Origin of the sequence: Pseudarthrobacter sp. CC12, from assembly GCF_039907755.1 — a bacterium.
Lineage (GTDB): Bacteria > Actinomycetota > Actinomycetes > Actinomycetales > Micrococcaceae > Arthrobacter > Arthrobacter niigatensis.
In genome coordinates, this window is record NZ_JARDJH010000004.1 from 195,228 (window position 1) to 211,489 (window position 16,262).

Genomic DNA, 16,262 nt, shown 5'->3' on the forward strand with positions numbered 1-16,262 from the left:
AACTACGCGCTCTTCTGCGCGACCAGTTCGATCTCGACGAGCATCTTTGGGTCCAGGAACGGGAGCACGTGCACCAGGGAGAGGGTGGGGCGGATCTCACCGAACACTTCGCCGTGGGCCCGGCCGGCCTCTTCCCATTTGCTGATGTCCGTCAGGTAAAGCTTGGACTGCACCACGTCCCCGTAGCCGAAGCCGGCGTCGGCCAGGACCTTGCCGAGTTTCTGCAGGATGTACTGGGTTTGGGTGTAGAAGTCATCCCCCACCACTCCGTCGTCGCCGCTCGCAGCGGTGGCAGAGATGTAGAGGGTGTTGTCCACCTGGACGGCGCGGGAATAGCCGAGGGTCTGTTCCCAGACGGATCCGCTGCCGAAGGTTTTGCGCATGGTGGGCCTTTCAAAGCTGGAATGGGTCGCCACCACTGTAGGGCTGCTACAGGTCGCGCCGGTAAACCAGCAGTTTTATGTCGGTTCCGGGGACCAGCCAGTCCCGTGCAGGCACCCGCTGGAAGCCGGTCTTGCGGTAGAGCCCGTGCGCGCTCTCCCAGGTTTGGCCGGTGGTGAGGGCCACCGCACGGATGCCGGGGAGGGTCCTGGCATGGCCGATGATGGCCTCCACCATGGCTTTGCCGGCCCCGCTGCGCTGGACGGCGGGGTCCACCACCAGCATCCGGAATTCCAGCTCATCCTGCAGGGCGATATCCGCGTACGGCTCCCCCGCCAGCGCCAGCGTGACGGAACCGATGACAGCTCCCTCGCGCTCCGCCACCCAGATGGTTGCCTGCTCCGCGCGCTCTGCCACATCCATGATCTTGACCATGTAGGGGTGGGCTGCGTCGTCGAAGTAGCCTGCCGAAAGATACGAATCCCCGGTGATGCGGGCAATGGCGGCGAAGTCGGCCTCGACGGCGGGACGGATGGTTATCTGCGGCTGCACCCGTCAATGCTAGTGGCGGGCCCGCCCACTGGACGGCAGGAAGGCACTTTCCGTGACAGAACTATCAGAACGGACAACCCGCTCCTTCGATGAGGCCGCCCGAGAGCCCATCCAGGGCGGCCCGCCTAAAGCGGAAACTTCCCTGACAGCTCCAGGCCGGCCGCGCAGGTCCAAGCGTCCAGGCGCTCGTCGTCCGTTGGTCCGCCGTCGAGCGGGCTGGTGAGCCGCGGCCTGCGCACCCAGCAGCCGGCCTCCTCCGCGATCAGGGCACCGGCTGAAAAGTCATGCTCGTTCAGCCCCCGCTCACCGTAGGCATCGTGGGTTCCGTCGGCCACCATGCACAGGTCCAGGGCGGCGGAACCAAGCCGGCGGACATCGGCAAAGCCGTCCATCAACGTGCCGAAGGCAGCCGCCTGTTGGGCGCGGATTTCGGGCTCGTAGCTGAACCCTGTGGCCAGGATCTGCCCGGCACGGCCCGGTACCGGTCCATCGAGCCTGGTGACTGTGCCGCGTTCCTCAAGCCACGCACCCTGGCCGCGGGCAGCGTAGTACACCCGGCCCAGGGCGGGGGCGTTGACGACGCCCGCCAGCCAGGCGCCGCCGGCATCGGCGACAGCCACCGAGGTGGCGTAGTAGACGATGTTGCGGATGAAGTTGGTGGTGCCGTCCAGGGGGTCGATGGACCAGCGGTAACCGGTGGGGTGGGCGGAGCGGGTGGTTCCCTGTTCCTCGCCGGTGATGCTGTCGCCGGGGCGGGCGGCGGTGATGACGCGGCGCACGGCGTTTTCCGCGGCCAGGTCGAAGGCGGTGACCCAGTCCCCGGCCGCTCCCTTGTTGCTTGCGTCCAGGGCGCTGCCGTCACGGCCGGACAGGACCTTTGCGCCTGCCGCGGCGGCCTGTTTGGCCACCTCCAGCAGTTCCGTTGCAGACGTCATGCGTCCTCCCCAGTCACTACTTCCATTGCCTCTTCCTCGGTCACGTCTTCGTCCGCCGAGTCCCCCAAGGCTGCCGGGCCGCCGTCGAGCAGTTGCCGGAACCCGTCCTCGTCCAGGACGCGGATGCCCAGTTGCTCTGCCTTGTCCAGCTTGCTGCCGGCGCTTTCGCCGGCCACCACATAGCTGGTGTTCCTGGAGACCGAGCCGGCTGCCTTGCCGCCGCGGAGCAGGATGGCTTCCTTGGCCTCGTCACGGCTGAAGTTGGGCAGGGAACCGGTGACCACCACGGTCAGCCCCTCCAGGGTGCGCGGCATGGACTCGTCGCGTTCGTCTTCCATGCGTACACCTGCGGCGGCCCAGCGGTCGATGATCTCGACGTGCCAGTCCTCGGCGAACCACTCCTTCAGCGCGGCGGCGATGGTGGGGCCGACGCCGTCCACGTGCGCGAGTTCCTCCTCGGACGCGGCGCGGATGCGGTCCATGCTGCCGAACGCCTGTGCCAGGGCCCGTGATGCGCGGGGACCAACGTGCCGGATGGACAGCGCCACCAAAACCCGCCAAAGGGGCTGGGTCTTGGCCTTTTCCAGTTCCTTGAACAGTTTCTGGGTGTTCGCGGTTGGCTTGGATGGCGACTTGGCCGTGCCCTTGCTGAAGAAGTACGGCACCAGTTCATATTCGCCGGTGGGGACGCCCTTGGCCTTTTTCTCACGCCGGATCCGGACGCCGGCCAGGTCTTCGGGGGTGAGGTCGAACAGCCGTGCTTCGGAGGTGAGCGGAGGGGTGTCCGGTTCGGCAGGCTGGGTCAGCGCGATGGCCGCTTCCCAACCGAGGGCCTCGATATCGAAGGCCCCACGGCCGGCCACGTGGAACACCCGCTCCCGCAGCTGGGACGGGCAGGACCTGGCGTTGGGGCAGCGGACGTCCACGTCCCCCTCCTTGGCAGGTGCCAGCGGGGTACCGCAGGACGGGCACTCGGTGGGCATCACGAAGTCGCGCACCGGCGGGTCCTGCTGGTCCCGGAGGTTCAGGACCGGGCCCACGATTTCGGGAATGACGTCCCCTGCCTTGCGCAGGACGACGATGTCGCCGATCTTGACGCCCTTGGCCTTGACCACGTCCTGGTTGTGCAGGGTGGCCATTTCCACGGTGGATCCGGCAACCTTGACCGGCTCCATGACACCGTAGGGCGTGACCCGGCCGGTGCGGCCCACGTTGACCTGGATATCCAGCAGTTTGGTGTGGACTTCCTCCGGCGGGTATTTGTACGCCACGGCCCAGCGCGGAACGCGGGTGGTGTTTCCGAGGGCCCGCTGGGTGGCGAAATCATCCACCTTGATGACGATGCCGTCGATTTCGTGGAGCAGTTTGTGGCGCTGGTCCCCGTACCGCTTGATGAAGGCCAGGACGTCGTCCCGGGCGGCCAGCACCTCGAAGTAGGGGCTGACCGGCAGGCCCCATTCCTTCAGCAGTCCGTAGGTTTCCGACTGGCTGCCGGCGGCAAGGCCCTCGCGGGCGCCGATGCCGTGGACGAACATCTTCAACGGCCGCTTGGCCGTCTCCGCCGGGTCCTTTTGCCGCAGCGAACCGGCCGCGGCGTTGCGGGGGTTGGCCAGCGGCGCCTTGCCGGCTTCGATCAGGGCCTCATTGAACTCGGCGAACGCCTTGGACGGGATGAAGACTTCGCCGCGCACCTCCATTTCCGCGGGAAAGCCGGTCCCGTGCAGTTCCTGCGGGATTTCCTTGATGGTGAGCAGGTTGTGGGTGATGTCTTCGCCGGTGGTGCCGTCGCCGCGGGTGGCAGCGCGCACCAGCTTGCCGTCGCGGTACAGGAGGTTGACTGCCAGGCCATCGATCTTCAGTTCGGTCAGCCAGGCGGCCTTTGCGCCGCCGTCGCCAATTCTTTCGATGCTGGCCTCGGCCCGGTTGAGCCAGGCCTCGAGCTCCTCCAGCGAGAAGACGTCCTCCAGGCTGTACATGCGCTGCAGGTGTTCCACCGGCGCGAAGGCGGCGGAGACCTCCCCGCCCACTTCCTGGGTGGGTGAATCGTTGGCGACAAGCTCGGGGTGCAGCGCCTCAATCTCCTCAAGGCGGCGGAAGAGCGAATCGAACTCGGCGTCCGATACCAGGGGCGCGTCCTCCTGGTAGTACGCAAACCGGTACTTCCGGACCAGGTCAGCAAGGTTTTCGTACTCCTCGCGGATGGCTTCGGTGGGTACCGCTTCGGGCTGGTGCGGTGCCGTGGTCCGGGTGGCGGTCTGTTCTGCGGGTCCTGGTCCTGTGCTCACAGACCTATCTTGCCCTACACCCCGGACAGCCATGGGGCAGCACGGCGTGGCACCCGCCTGTTTGGCCGGATGGACCGCTCAGTGCGAGCGGAGCCGGTTCCGGTTCCGGTTCCACACGGCGAAGGCACCGGCGGAAGTGCCCACCAGCAGCGTGCCCAGGGCGATGGGCCCGAGGGCCGGGCCGCCCGGGCCCTCACCGCCGGCAGGTGCCACGGCAGCCATCTGGGTGGGCCCGCTGGAGCGGGTGACGGGGCTGTTCCAGTCCTGCCCGCTCGAGGGGCCGGTGGGTGGGCGGTAGCCCGCTGTGGCTGACGGCGATTCCGTGGGAGCGGCCACCTCCGGGTCCGGCGCCGCCGTTGCAGGAAGCTGTGCGGGGTCCGGGGCCGGGACGTCGGGCTGCGCGGGCTGGGGCTGGCCGGGCTGGGCTGTTGGTGCAGGCGCTCCGGCGGGAGGTGCCGGCTGGCTCGGCGGCGGGACCGGGTCCCTGGATTTCCGCGGACGCCCAGTCTGGCCGGCGTCGGGGCTGCTGGCGAGGATGGGTACGCAGACCAGCCCGCAGTCGGACGGGGCCTGGGTGTCCGACGCCGGAGTCGGCGAGGGTGCGGTGGCGGCGGCGAGCGCGGGCCCGGCCGGGAAGAAGCCAAGAGCCAGGGCCAGGGCAGCTGCTGAAGCCGTCGTCGGGACGGCACGGAGGATCGGAGCGGACGGGGTCATTGCTACCTTTCGATGCGCGCAGCCCCCCACCGCGGCTTTCTGGTGTCCCCGGTAGTCTTCTACAGCGCCGGGCGGGGCCGCAAATCCGCCGCAGCAGCAGCCCCGCCGTCGTTGGTCCTGCTCAGTCCCTGTTTTCGGGCGGCAGCGCCACCTGGATCTTCCGGGCCTTGCCGCGGCCCACCACGTACCCGCGGCCCGGGATGAAGTCGGGGCTGACCCGGCCCAGCGAGGTGTTGAGCAGGCTGTCGCCTTCGATGTCGCCCGGGTTGAGCAGCAGGCCCCGGCGCCCGGATTTGAAAGGCTGGGCAAGCTGCCAGGCGCTGGACCAGGTGGAGGTCTCGGACTCTCCCACCACCCACTGGTCCGCCTTCAGTGACGCGGTGACCAGCTGTGCCATCCCTGATTCGGCGAGGGTGTCCGTGAATTCGGTCAGGCCTTCGATGAAGAACGCCACAGCCCCGGGATTCCCGGTGGAATGCTCCACCAGGTCCTCCACAACCTCGGCGAGGTCGTCCGGTCCCACCACGGAGCGGTTCCAGATGGGGAGGGAGGCGACGGCGGACCGGCGGGATCCGAGGTAGATCAGCTCGGTAGCGGGGTTTGACCGGCGCAGGGCGTAGGCCAGGGTCACCAGGGCCACGGTCCGGCCGGCGCCCGGGGGGCCTGCCAGCAGCAGCGGGCCGCGGGCCATGATCTCCGCGGGCTGCAGGGACTCGTCGTCCACGCCGACCACCGGCAGGTCCGGGCTGCCCGCGGGCAGGACATCCAGGTCCACCTGCTCGGGCAGCCGCTCGATCCCGGGTGCGGTACCGAGGCCCTGGCGCAGCATCGCCTCGCTGAGCTTATGGACTTCCCGGGCCTGCAGGGCCAGGTTGGAGTTGCCGCCCAGGACGGCCAGCTGCACTTCGAGCCCGTCCAGCAGGCCGCGGCCCGGGGGCGACGTTGCGGTGAGGACATCCCTGGGTACGTCCATGGAGATGTAGTCGTCCTCGTTGGAGAGCCGCAGCACCAGCCGCCGCTGGATGGAGGCGAGCAGCGATGCGGGGACGGCGTTGGGCCGGTCCCCCGTCACCACCAGGTGGATGCCGAGGGTGCGGCCGTCGGTGGCAAGTTGCAGGAAAATGTCCCAGAGCCCGGAAAGCTTGCTGTGCTCGTAGGCTTCGCGGAATGCTGACATGCCGTCCACCAGTACGAAGATCCGCTTCTCGTCCGGCCGGTTGGCCAGCTTCCGGTACTCCACGATGGTGGATGCCCGCACCTCAGCGAACTGTGCGGACCGCAGCTCGGCGATGTCCCGCAGGAGGCGCAGGAGCCGCCCAACGCGTTCCACGTCGTCGCCGTTGATGATCTCACCCACGTGCGGAAGCTCTTCCAGCATCCTCAGTCCGGAGGAGCCGCAGTCGATGCCGTACACGTGGACGGGGCCCCCGCGCGGGGTGACCGCGGCGGCAATGGCAATGCCGCGCAGGGCTGCGGACTTGCCGGAACCGCCCGTTCCGTAGATGGCCATGTTGCCGTCCCGGTCCGGTTCGTAGAACACGGTGGGCTGGTCCTGGTGCGCGGGGTCGTCGGCCACGCCGAGCAGGAGCTGTTCGTCGGTGCGCGGGTTGGGCAGCTTGGAGAAATCGTAGGTCTTGGCCAGTTCGTCCAGCCATGGCCTGCGGGGCGGCTGGATGGCCAGGGTGTCCGCTGCGTGGACGATGGTGGAGGTCATCCTGGCGATGTCGTTGGGTCCCGCCGGTTCCTGGACAACAGGCTTGTCAGGGGCCGGCGCTTCCCAGCTGGGACCTGAGCCGAAGGCCATTTCCACGATGTCGATCTGGGGCCGCTGCGGCTTGTCGGTGGTCCAGCCGCCGGCATAGCCGGTCTGGAACCCCTGGATGCGGCCCGGCCCGGTCTTGGCGGCGCCGCGGCCCGGGATGGCGGGGTCGAAGTAGGCGGCGTCCGGGACGCCGAGGATGTCCGTAGCGTCATCCTCATCGGCCATGCGAAGGGCCACGCGGAGGTTGGTGTTGGCGCGCAGGTTGTCCTTGATGACGCCGGCCGGCCGCTGGGTTGCAAGGATCAGGTGCAGGCCCAGGGAGCGGCCGCGGGCGGCCACGTCCACCACGCCGTCCACGAACTCCGGAACATCGTTGGCGAGGGCGGCGAACTCGTCCACGATGATGATCAGGTACGGCGGGGCTTCGGGGTCTGCTTCGCGCTGCAGGGCCAGCAGGTCCTTGGCCTTCTTCCGGTTCAGCAGCTGCTCACGGTAGTGCAGCTCCGCGCGCAGCGACGTCAGGGCCCGGCGGACCAGGTGCGGAGACAGGTCGGTGACAAGCCCGACGGTGTGCGGCAGGTTGATGCAGTCCGCGAATGCGGCGCCGCCCTTGTAATCCACGAACAGGAAGCTGACCCGGTCCGGGCTGTAGGCGGCGGCCATGCCCATGACCCAGGACTGCAGGAACTCGGACTTGCCGGCGCCGGTGGTGCCGCCCACCAACGCGTGCGGCCCCTCGTTCTTCAGGTCCAGGTACAGCGGCTCGATGCCCTTGGACCCCACCAGGGCCCGGAGCGTGCCGTTGTCCTTGCGGTTCGCCACGGCGGTGGCATGCACGGAGTTGTTTTCCGTCCAGCGCTCGGCCACCGACTGCGGGTTGTCCAGGAAATCCTTGCCGATCAGCGTCGCGTAGGACACTGCACGGGGCAGGTCGGAGTCGTCGTTGACAGGCTTGCCCACATCCACCACGGGGGCCAGCATCCGGGCCAGCTGGGCGGCGAGCTCCGCGTCCACGCTTTCACAGCTGACCGGATACGTGTGGCGGCCCAGGCGCACCTGGCCGGTGGTGGTCCCGTGGTCGCCGTCCACCACCATGAAGTCGCGGCAGGCGGCCGGGAGGGCCTGGATGTCGGTGGCCACCCATAGGACGTGTACGCCGGAGTCGGGCCCGCGTTCCGCCAGCCGGGTCAGCCGGCCGCGGTCCACGGGAGCGTCGTCCTCCACGATGACCAGCACCGACGGAAGGACCGGCTCTTCGAGTTCATGCTTGGCGGGGTCGATGCCGGGGCGGAGGTCCGGGGCGGTCCGCTTCGCCGCCGCTTCGCGGGCATCCACCAGGTCCTCAAGCCGGGCCAGCAGGGACGAACCGCCGGCCGAGCCGGCGGCCAGGTGGTCCCCGCCCAGCGGGCTGTGCCCCGAGCCCACGTGCGGCAGCCACTGCAGCCAGTTCCAGCGTTCGCGGGACTGGGCGGACGTAATGGCCGTCAGGACCACCTCGGCGGGTGAATGCAGCCCGACGAGCTGCAGCACCATGCCGCGGGCAACATCGTCCACCAGGCCGCGGGCACCCGCGATGCCCAGGGCGCCGGAGGTGCGCAGCTGGGAGACCACGGGGACGCCCTCGATCTCGCTGAACTGTTTGATGCAGTCCTGGATTTCGCGGGCGTACTGGACCTCGGTGTCATTGTTGGACGGCTCTTCCAGCGGGACCCGCGACGGCGCGGTCCCCAGTCCAAAGCGCAGGCCCAGGAAGGAGGAGTGCTCGGGCCGGTGCGTCCACAGCAAAGGCCCCAGCTTGTAGATGGCATCCACGGTGTCGCTGACGGACGGTGCTTCCTGGAGCCGGACCGCCCGTTCCACCTGCTGCAGTTCGGTCAGGTCCTGCCGGAACGCGGCCATGGAGGCGCGGAACTGCTTGAGCTGTTCCTTCTGCTGCTTCCGCGTCCGCATCCTGGTGTCAACGTAATGGCCCACGATGAACAGGGGCATCATCAGCATGAACACCATGGAGAGCACGTTCTGGGTGACCGCGAAGATGACCGCGCCCATCATCAGGGGCGCCACCAGCATGATGTACGGGAACGGCTGGTCCTCCGGCCGCTTGGGCCCGGCAGGGAGGACGCGCTTGGGCACGTCGAAGCGGGGCACCACCCGCGGGGAGCGGTTGAAGTCCACCAGGGGCGACGTCGGCGCTGCCGCGTGGTTGTGCCCCAGCGGCACCACGGTGACGGTGGTGTCCCCCAGGGTCACCGTGTCCGATGAGTTCAGGGTGGCGCGGGTGACGGGCAGCCCGTCCATCAGGAGGCCGTTGGCGGAGTTGGTGTCCACGATCTCGATGCTTTCGCCCACCGTGATCCGGGCGTGCCGCTTGGAGGTGAGCGGATCCGCCAGGCGGATGTCCACGTCCCGGTCCCGGCCGATGTAGCTGGTGCCGCTGGGCAGCGAAAATTCGCGGCCGGCGTCGGGCCCGGACAACACGCGCAGCGTGGCCGCTGCAGGCCCACGGCTGGCTCCGGGTTCGTGGAACTGCCCGCTCACCTGCGCCAGCGAGACCACGGAGCCCGGGCGCAGGCCCGACTCGAGGAGGTTGTCCTCCCGGGCCAGGATGTTTCCGGTGATGCCGGCGCCCACGAAGGCTTCGTCGATGCGCAGGGAAAGGTTGTCCGGCACAGGCGTGCCCTTACGGTCGGGGTCCGCCGACCAGAGCACGGTGGCGATGTCCGCCACCGTGGCCAGGCCGTCCACCGTGACAGCCAGGTCCTTGGCGTCGGCGGGTTCGCGGCGGAGTGTCAGCCGGATCCTCATCCTTCGTCCACGCCCCTCATCTTTTCGAGCAGGTACAGGTCATCGGGGGTCACCAGGTGGGTGGTGACGGCGTGTTCCACCAACCGTGCGCGGCGGTTGGTGGCGAGCTTCCCGCCGCCTCCGCGCAGGCCCACCACGCCAACGCGGTCCAGCTTGTCGCAGACGTTGTCCAGTTTGCGGTTGAAACGGGTCAGCGCCCAGCCCAGGGTCTTGGCGGCGGCCGCCGAGGACGGGATGGTGCTGAAGCCGGTGCCTTCGCGCCGGAGCACCGGCTCGGCGAGGGCGACGATCAGTGCCTTCTGGGCGTCGGTGAAGACCACGGGGCCGATGGTGGTGTCGCCGCTGCTGGCGCCGTCCCGGGCTTCCTGCCGGAAGGACGGCGTCTTCAGGTGCACGGCGAACTCGTAGGTAGTGGGCCCGGCCGTGAAGATGACGTTGGTGTGGCTGAACACCAGCGGAATCCGGGCCCCGGGCGACAACCATGCCTGCATGCCGCCGGAGGCGTCAGCCACGGTGGCGGACAACATGCTGCCCACGTTGCTGAGCCACCAGATGCCGTCGTAACGGGCCACCTGCAGGAACTGCCGGTGCAGGTACGGATTGTCGTCCACTTCAAGGTCGCCTTCGCGGCCGATATTGAAAATGTCCTCGTCCGATGGCTCGTACCATTCGCCACAGAAATCTATTGCTAGATCCCCCATGATCTGTGCCTCCTCAGTGGGCAATGTGTTTGCGTCATCAGCTGGCTAGTCCTGCAGGCAAGCGATGGAGTCCGGGCCTTCCGGCGAGGCGCTGCCGTCGGCCCGCACCAGGATCACTTCCAGGCAAATGGGAGTCGGGCCGAACCCGGAAACAAAAGTCTTCGGTACTTTCGTGGTTTCGTAGGGCCCGTCCGCCTTGGCGGATTTGGAGCGGTACTTGTATGAGTCGCCCTCCCTGGGCTGGGGGTTGGTCCAGGAGAAGATGATGGTGTTTGGATCTTCGGGCTTTCGTGCTGCCGAGAGGCCTTCAACACTGGGGACGGTCCCGCTGTCCACGGCGTCCGCCGGCGGCTTGCTGGCCTGCTGGGTTTCCACCGCTTTGGGCGTCCCGGTGGCAGTGTTGGCCACCACGATGCCCACCACCGCCGCCAGGGCCAGGAGGGTTCCGCCGGCCAGCGCGAGCCAAAGGTTGCGCTTGCCATGGTCTGCCGCCGGCTCCGCCGCGGGCTCGTCCACGTTCACGGGCCGGTGCACGGTTGCGTCGGCGGTGTAGGTGTCAGGCCCGGCGTCGTCCCTTACCGGGGCACCATAGGTCGCCGTGCCCGGGCTGCCGCGCAGGACGGTGGACTGGGCCCACTCCCCCTGGCCGCCGCCGTCGGCCGCGCGTGCTCCGTGGCCATCCGTTCCAGCGGGACCCGCCGGGATGGAGGGCACGGCGGGGGCCGGCCGCCATTGGCCGGGGCCGGCGGGCGTGAAGGACGACGGCGGGACGGCGCCGCCACGGCGTCCCGTGGCATCGGTCCCGGCACCGGGTGCGCTGGGGCGGGTGCGGGCCGGGAAGGTGGGCGCGCTTCCGGTGCGCTCGGGATCAATGGCGGCGATGCTGCGGACGCGCGTTTCCTCCGTGCCGTCGTCCGGGTGGCCCTCCTCCTGCTGGGGTTCCTCAAGGACCTCGAAGGGCGTCACGGAGAGGTTGAGTTCTGCCTGGATGCGCTGGAGGGCGAGGGCGAAGGCGTGTGCGGAGGAGTACCGGGACTGCGGCGACTTGGCCATGGCGGTTGCCAGGGCCAGTTCCAGCGACTCCGGCACATCCGGACGGCCCAGCCGGGGCAGAGGCGTGTTGCTGATCCGGTTGATGAGTTCGCGCTGTGAGTTGTCCGCCCCTGGCATGACGAAGGGCGACCGGCCGGCGAGCAGGGTGTACAGGGTGGCGCCGAGGGCCCACACGTCCACCATGACGCCGTCAACGCTGCCATCCCGGAACTGCTCCGGCGGCGACCAGGGAATGGACATGCCGGAGTCGTCGTCGGAGTCCCCGGCAAGGGTGCCGGAGATCCCGAAGTCGGTCAGCGCGGGACGGTTGTAGTCCGTCACCAGGATGTTGGCGGGTTTGATGTCGCGGTGGGCGATGCCGGCACGGTGGGCGGTTTCGACGGCGGAGGCCACCTGGATGCCGACGGCCAGGACTTCGTCAACGCTGAAGCGCTGGCGCCGGTACCTCACATCCAGGCTGGGCCGGGAGCAGTACTCCATGGCCAGGTAGGAGTGCCCGTCGTCTGTTACTTCCGCTTCGAAAATCGTGACGATGTAGGGGTGCGAGGACAGCTGGGCCATGAGGTTGGCCTCGGACTCGAAGCGCCGGCGGGCACCCTCCGTCTTCAGGTCGGACAGGAGTACCTTGACGGCCACCTTCCGGCGCGGCCTGTCCTGTTCGTACAGGTAGACGTCCGAAAAGCCGCCCGAACCGAGCAGGCTGATGTAGGTGAACCCCGGAATGCGGGGCGGCGGCGCAACGGGCCGTTTGGAACTCAAGGAATCTCCTCAAAACGCAATGAGATGTTGTCGCCCAGCTCGGCGATGTCGCCGTCGAGCAGGATGGCCATCTCGTTCTGGGCGAGACGGCGCGGCGGTTGGCCTTCGCGGACCAGAACGGTGCCGTTGGTGGCCTTGAGGTCGCAGAGCATCACGTGCCAGCCCTCAAGCCGCACCTCCACGTGGGAGCGCGAGATGTCACCGCCCGGGCTTGCCACCTGCACCAGGCGCGGCATCACCCCGCCCTGGACGCGGGATACCGACGGCTGGCGGCCGATCACCATGGACTGGTCGAGGTCCAGCAGGTCTCCGGTGGAAAGCCGCATCCGCCCCAGCCGGGGACGGGCCACCTGCACCGCATCGGGCAACAGGGCGCCCCCGCAGACGCTGCATAGGGCGCGGGTAGGCGGGTTGGCGTGACCCTGGGTGCAGACGCGCGCCAGGACCAGCGGGCCACTCCCGGCATCCTGCTGCGCGGCAGGTGCGTTCGAGGCCGGGCCCGCGGTTCCGGCGAGGCTGCTCTTCATGATTGTCTGGCCGTCGTGGTCAGGGTCGAAGCCTGGGCCGGGCTGCTGGCCCGGGGCGGGCGGGTGCGCCAGCAGTCCATGGGCTGCCGCGGGATCCTGGGGGGCGGGTTCCGGGGCGGGGGCGGGTTCCGGGGCAGCGGGTTCCTGGACAGCTGGCCGGCTCCCGGGGCGGGCGGGGGTGGGATCTGTTCCCCCTGTGCGCCAGGGGACGGAGTCGATGAGGACTCCAGCCGACGCAGGACGGGGCGGACCGGCAGCAGCATCGTCCCGGCCGGTCCCGGGTCCCGCTGCATCGCCGGGACTTGCAGGCGCAGGCCCGGCTTCTGCTGCACCGGCTTCCGCTGGCCCCGGTTCAGCGGCGGAGCCTGCCGGCGCCGCCTCTTCTGCCGTCCCGAGCGCGGGCAGTGGTTCGGCGGCGGCCAGCGCAGGCTGTTGCTGCGGCACCACGTGCCCGGAATCGGCATCTGGGTCCTCGCGGACGGCGGCGTCCTCGATGTTCCGCATCACGGTGCGGTCCCACAGGTGGTCGTAGGACGTGGTCACCTCCGCGGCGGGGGCGGCATCGGCGTGGCCCGCCGCGGCGGTTGGCTCTGCCCCGGTTGTACCGGGGCCGGGCAGCTCCGGTCCCGGGTCCCCAAGGCCTGCCGAGTCTTGGGTACCGGTTCCTTCGAGAAGCTCTCCGTCCGCGTCGATGATCGCGCCGGGGGCAATGGTGGCTTCCGGATCAAGGTGGCGCACAGCGGACTCCGGATCGGGCTGCGCGCCAGGTTGCTGAAGGTCACCGGCGGTTGCGGCCGGCATGGCAGTGGCGGTCCACACGGACGCATCGGCGGCCGGTTCGCCCCCACCCGTTGGCATTTCCGGGGCAACGGGCTGGTCGATGCCGGCGGGACCGTCCACCTCCCCGGAAGAATTGACGGCGAAGGTGCCGTCACCACCGGCCGGAGTCCCCGTCGATTCGTCGCGGTCAGCCGGAGCTGGAGCAACGACGGCGGCGGGGCCGGACGGCGCACCCAGGGTCAGGGACCGCAGCAGCACCACGCCCTCCACCAGTGGAAGTTCAAGCAGCGGAAGTTCAGGAAGTTCAAGCAGTGGCAGCTCAACCAGCGGCCGGCCGGGACTGCCGGCACCCTGTCCCGTGGCAACCGTGCCGCCGGCGATTGTCAGCCGGCACTTACCCGCCACCAGGAACCTGCGCTCAGTCCAGGTGGTCACGTCGCGGCCGTCCAGATCCACCGATCCGCCGGGCTGCTCCACGGCGAGGTCGAGCTCGCCGCGCAGGAAAACCCGGAGCGAACCGTTGAAATCGAGGATGGCAAACGACGGTATCCGGGACAGTGACCCACCGGAGCTGCTGGTGACGGCGGCCAGGACCTCGTGTGGCTCGGGGCGCGAACCCAGGAGGTCCCAGATGGCCCCGGCGAGTTCCGCCGGTGTCTCCGGGCCCAGGAGGACTGCGGTCCCAGACCGGACAATGCCCAGCCAGGTGCCGGGGGTGTAGCTTGCGCCCGTCATCGGCCAGGCTCCCCGGCCTGGTCCGCGCCGGCGTCCACAGGTTCGGGCAGGGGCTGCGTTACCGCCTCAGACGCCGGGGGCCGCGGCAGCGTCACTTCGTCGCCGTCCACCGGGGCGTGGCGCGGTGCCGTGGTGCCGGCGCCGTCGTCGTGCGCTACGTTCCGGGCGTCCACCACGATGGCCGTGACGTTGTCCCGGCCGCCGCTGCGCAGGGCGGCCTGGATCAGGGCGTCCACCGCCTCCTGCGGATCAGCCACGGTGCTGAGGATCCGGAGGATATCGTCGTCCGCCAGTTCCCCGGTGAGGCCGTCGGAGCAGACCAGCACCCGGTCGCCTTCCTCCACGGGGAGGAGCCAGTAGTCCGCCTCCGTCTCATCGCCCGTGCCCAGGGCCCGGGTCACCACGTGGCGCCGCGGGTGGACGGTGGCTTCCTGTGCGGTAATCTCGCCGGCGTCAACGAGCTCCTGGACCTCGGAATGGTCCACGCTGATCTGCTCGAACCGGCCCTGGCTGAGCCGGTAGGTGCGGGAATCGCCAATATTCAGGACCAGCCAGTACGGCACGCCCATTTGCTCCACCACCACGGCACCCGTAAGGGTGGTGCCGGCGCGGGCGCCCGTGGCTTCGCGGATGGAGGCGTCGGCGCGGACCAGGTACTCCTGGAGGAGGGCGGCGGCGATGTTCCGCTCCCCCGTGCTGACCTGGGGCATTTCGGCCAGGGCGCGCACGCACAGGCCGCTGGCGATTTCGCCGGCCTCGTGTCCACCCATGCCGTCAGCCACGGCGAAGACGGGGTCGGCGGCGATGTAGGAATCCTCGTTCAGCTCCCGGCGGAGTCCCCTGTCCGTCCCGTAGCCGTAGGTAAGGCTGAGGCCCGGCCCCGGCTGGATGGTGGAGGAAACACTGGCGGGGTGCTGGTTCATGCCTGTCCTAGGTAAAAGGTACGGTCTCCAAAGTGCACGCTGGATCCCGGGGTAACAAACGTGGGGACGCCCGGCACCAGGGGGGTGCGCAGGCCGTCCGGGGTGGTGACGGCGCTTCCGTTGGTTGACTGCCGGTCCGTCACCCAGATGCCCGCACCGTCAGTGAGCAGGTGCAGGTGGGTCTTGGAGATGGATCGGCCGGGGTCGTCCACGGCCAGCAGCTGGGCGTGCTGTTCGCCCGCTTGCCCCACCGGGTTGCGGCCCACCAGGACGCTGCGGTCCAGCTGGAAATCGCGGCCGTCATCGAGCCGGATGCGGAGAACGGCCACCTGGGCGGGTCCGCCGTTGCCGGGGCGCACCTGGGTGCGTTCGACGTCGTCGTCCACGTGCTGTGGCGGCACCCGGTGGCCTGCGGGGGCATCCTGGGCTGGGGTGGCCGGCGGCGCGAAGGACGCCGGCGAGGTGTAGGGCATGGTCTGTGAGGGCATGGTGGCCGACGGCGCAGGCGCGTGGGGTGAGGAAGCCTGGGGAGCCTGGAACCGGGCGGCAGATTGTGCTGCGGGGGCTTGGTGCGTGTTTGCCTGGGCCACCGGGGAGAGCACCTGCTGCACGGGCGGGAGGTCCAGGGGCGCGAAGCTGTAGGGTCCCTGGATGCCGCCGGTGGTGATGGGGTCCCTGCCGGCCTTGACGTCGAACACCAGGGTCTTGGCAGCGGTGTCGTTCCAGCCCCGGAGTCCGCCGTTCTTGTCCCATCGGTTGGAAACGACCACCAGCACTGCCCAGGCGGCACCCACCGCGAGCAGCGGGCCGAGGATGAACAGGGCGGCCTCAAACCATTTGAAGACCGCTACCAGCACCGCCGCGGGCAGGGCCAGGAGGGTGCCTGCCCCGGTGATGAGGCCGCGCAGGAAGACGGCGCCGGCGCCTGGTGCGTAGCCGTCCTGGTCCGCGCTGCGGATGCCCATGGCCAGGTTGCCGGGGGTCTTGCCGGTGCGGGCTTCCAGCCCGAGCACCACGAAGAGGTAGGCCAGGGTGAGGCCCAGGCCAATGCCGCCGAAGAGGACCAGGGAAGAGGTGTCGTACACAATGTAGCCACCGCTCCTGGTCCGGGTGATCCCGGCGAATCCGATGGCGAACGTCACCACCAGCACCGCCACCCCGGGCAGCCAGTCGATGACGGCAGCGCCAAGCCGCTTGCCCGCCGCAGCCGGAACAAGCTGAAGGTTCACTGCCATTCCCGTTCCTCCCCCTGGAGCGGCTTCCACCCTGGTGGAACCGCCGGTCATGCCCGGCCCGGCGCCCGCGTGGTGGCTGTTCCTGCCCGCGGGGGCCGTTTGTGCTGTGCCCGCC

Annotated in this window: 11 protein-coding genes; all 11 read right to left on the reverse strand. The window is 69.3% G+C overall.

From position 1 onward, the window contains the following. Positions 1-2 precede the first annotated feature (2 nt). The 11 genes from PV772_RS05365 to PV772_RS05415 all read right to left on the reverse strand — a co-directional run bounded on the left by PV772_RS05365 (position 3) and on the right by PV772_RS05415 (position 16,147). A complete protein-coding gene (locus PV772_RS05365; RefSeq protein ID WP_307359856.1) occupies positions 3-383 on the reverse strand; it encodes a RidA family protein in 381 nt (126 codons plus the stop codon). Between the two features lie 46 nt (positions 384-429). Further along, positions 430-933 carry a GNAT family N-acetyltransferase gene (locus PV772_RS05370; protein WP_141181102.1) on the reverse strand — a complete coding sequence of 168 codons (504 nt, stop codon included), beginning with the start codon at positions 931-933 and terminating at the stop codon, positions 430-432. Positions 934-1,058: 125 nt separating this feature from the next. Then, on the reverse strand, positions 1,059-1,868 hold the full coding sequence (locus PV772_RS05375) for an inositol monophosphatase family protein (RefSeq protein ID WP_141161079.1): 810 nt from the start codon (positions 1,866-1,868) through the stop codon (positions 1,059-1,061). Next, positions 1,865-4,153: an NAD-dependent DNA ligase LigA gene (gene ligA / locus PV772_RS05380; protein ID WP_347885552.1), complete on the reverse strand. Its 2,289-nt coding sequence runs from the start codon at positions 4,151-4,153 to the stop codon at positions 1,865-1,867. The genes PV772_RS05375 and ligA overlap by 4 nt, the downstream gene beginning before the upstream one ends. Before the next feature lie 78 nt (positions 4,154-4,231). After that, entirely contained in the window at positions 4,232-4,867 is a 636-nt protein-coding gene (locus tag PV772_RS05385; RefSeq protein ID WP_347885553.1) for a hypothetical protein, read from the reverse strand. Positions 4,868-4,988: 121 nt separating this feature from the next. Beyond that, positions 4,989-9,434 carry an FtsK/SpoIIIE domain-containing protein gene (locus PV772_RS05390; protein ID WP_347885554.1) on the reverse strand — a complete coding sequence of 1,482 codons (4,446 nt, stop codon included), beginning with the start codon at positions 9,432-9,434 and terminating at the stop codon, positions 4,989-4,991. Beyond that, positions 9,431-10,135 carry a hypothetical protein gene (locus PV772_RS05395; RefSeq protein WP_141161083.1) on the reverse strand — a complete coding sequence of 235 codons (705 nt, stop codon included), beginning with the start codon at positions 10,133-10,135 and terminating at the stop codon, positions 9,431-9,433. Before PV772_RS05395 ends, PV772_RS05390 begins: the two co-directional genes overlap by 4 nt. A gap of 45 nt (positions 10,136-10,180) precedes the next feature. After that, complete coding sequence (locus PV772_RS05400; RefSeq protein WP_307359844.1) at positions 10,181-11,947, reverse strand: serine/threonine protein kinase; 1,767 nt, start codon at positions 11,945-11,947, stop codon at positions 10,181-10,183. Then, positions 11,944-13,989 carry an FHA domain-containing protein gene (locus tag PV772_RS05405; protein ID WP_347885555.1) on the reverse strand — a complete coding sequence of 682 codons (2,046 nt, stop codon included), beginning with the start codon at positions 13,987-13,989 and terminating at the stop codon, positions 11,944-11,946. Before PV772_RS05405 ends, PV772_RS05400 begins: the two co-directional genes overlap by 4 nt. Continuing rightward, the gene (locus tag PV772_RS05410; protein ID WP_347885556.1) at positions 13,986-14,912 is read right to left on the reverse strand and encodes a PP2C family serine/threonine-protein phosphatase; all 927 of its coding nucleotides are present in this window, start codon (positions 14,910-14,912) and stop codon (positions 13,986-13,988) included. Before PV772_RS05410 ends, PV772_RS05405 begins: the two co-directional genes overlap by 4 nt. After that, the gene (locus tag PV772_RS05415) at positions 14,909-16,147 is read right to left on the reverse strand and encodes an RDD family protein (RefSeq protein WP_347885584.1); all 1,239 of its coding nucleotides are present in this window, start codon (positions 16,145-16,147) and stop codon (positions 14,909-14,911) included. Before PV772_RS05415 ends, PV772_RS05410 begins: the two co-directional genes overlap by 4 nt. Between the last annotated feature and the right edge of the window lie 115 nt (positions 16,148-16,262).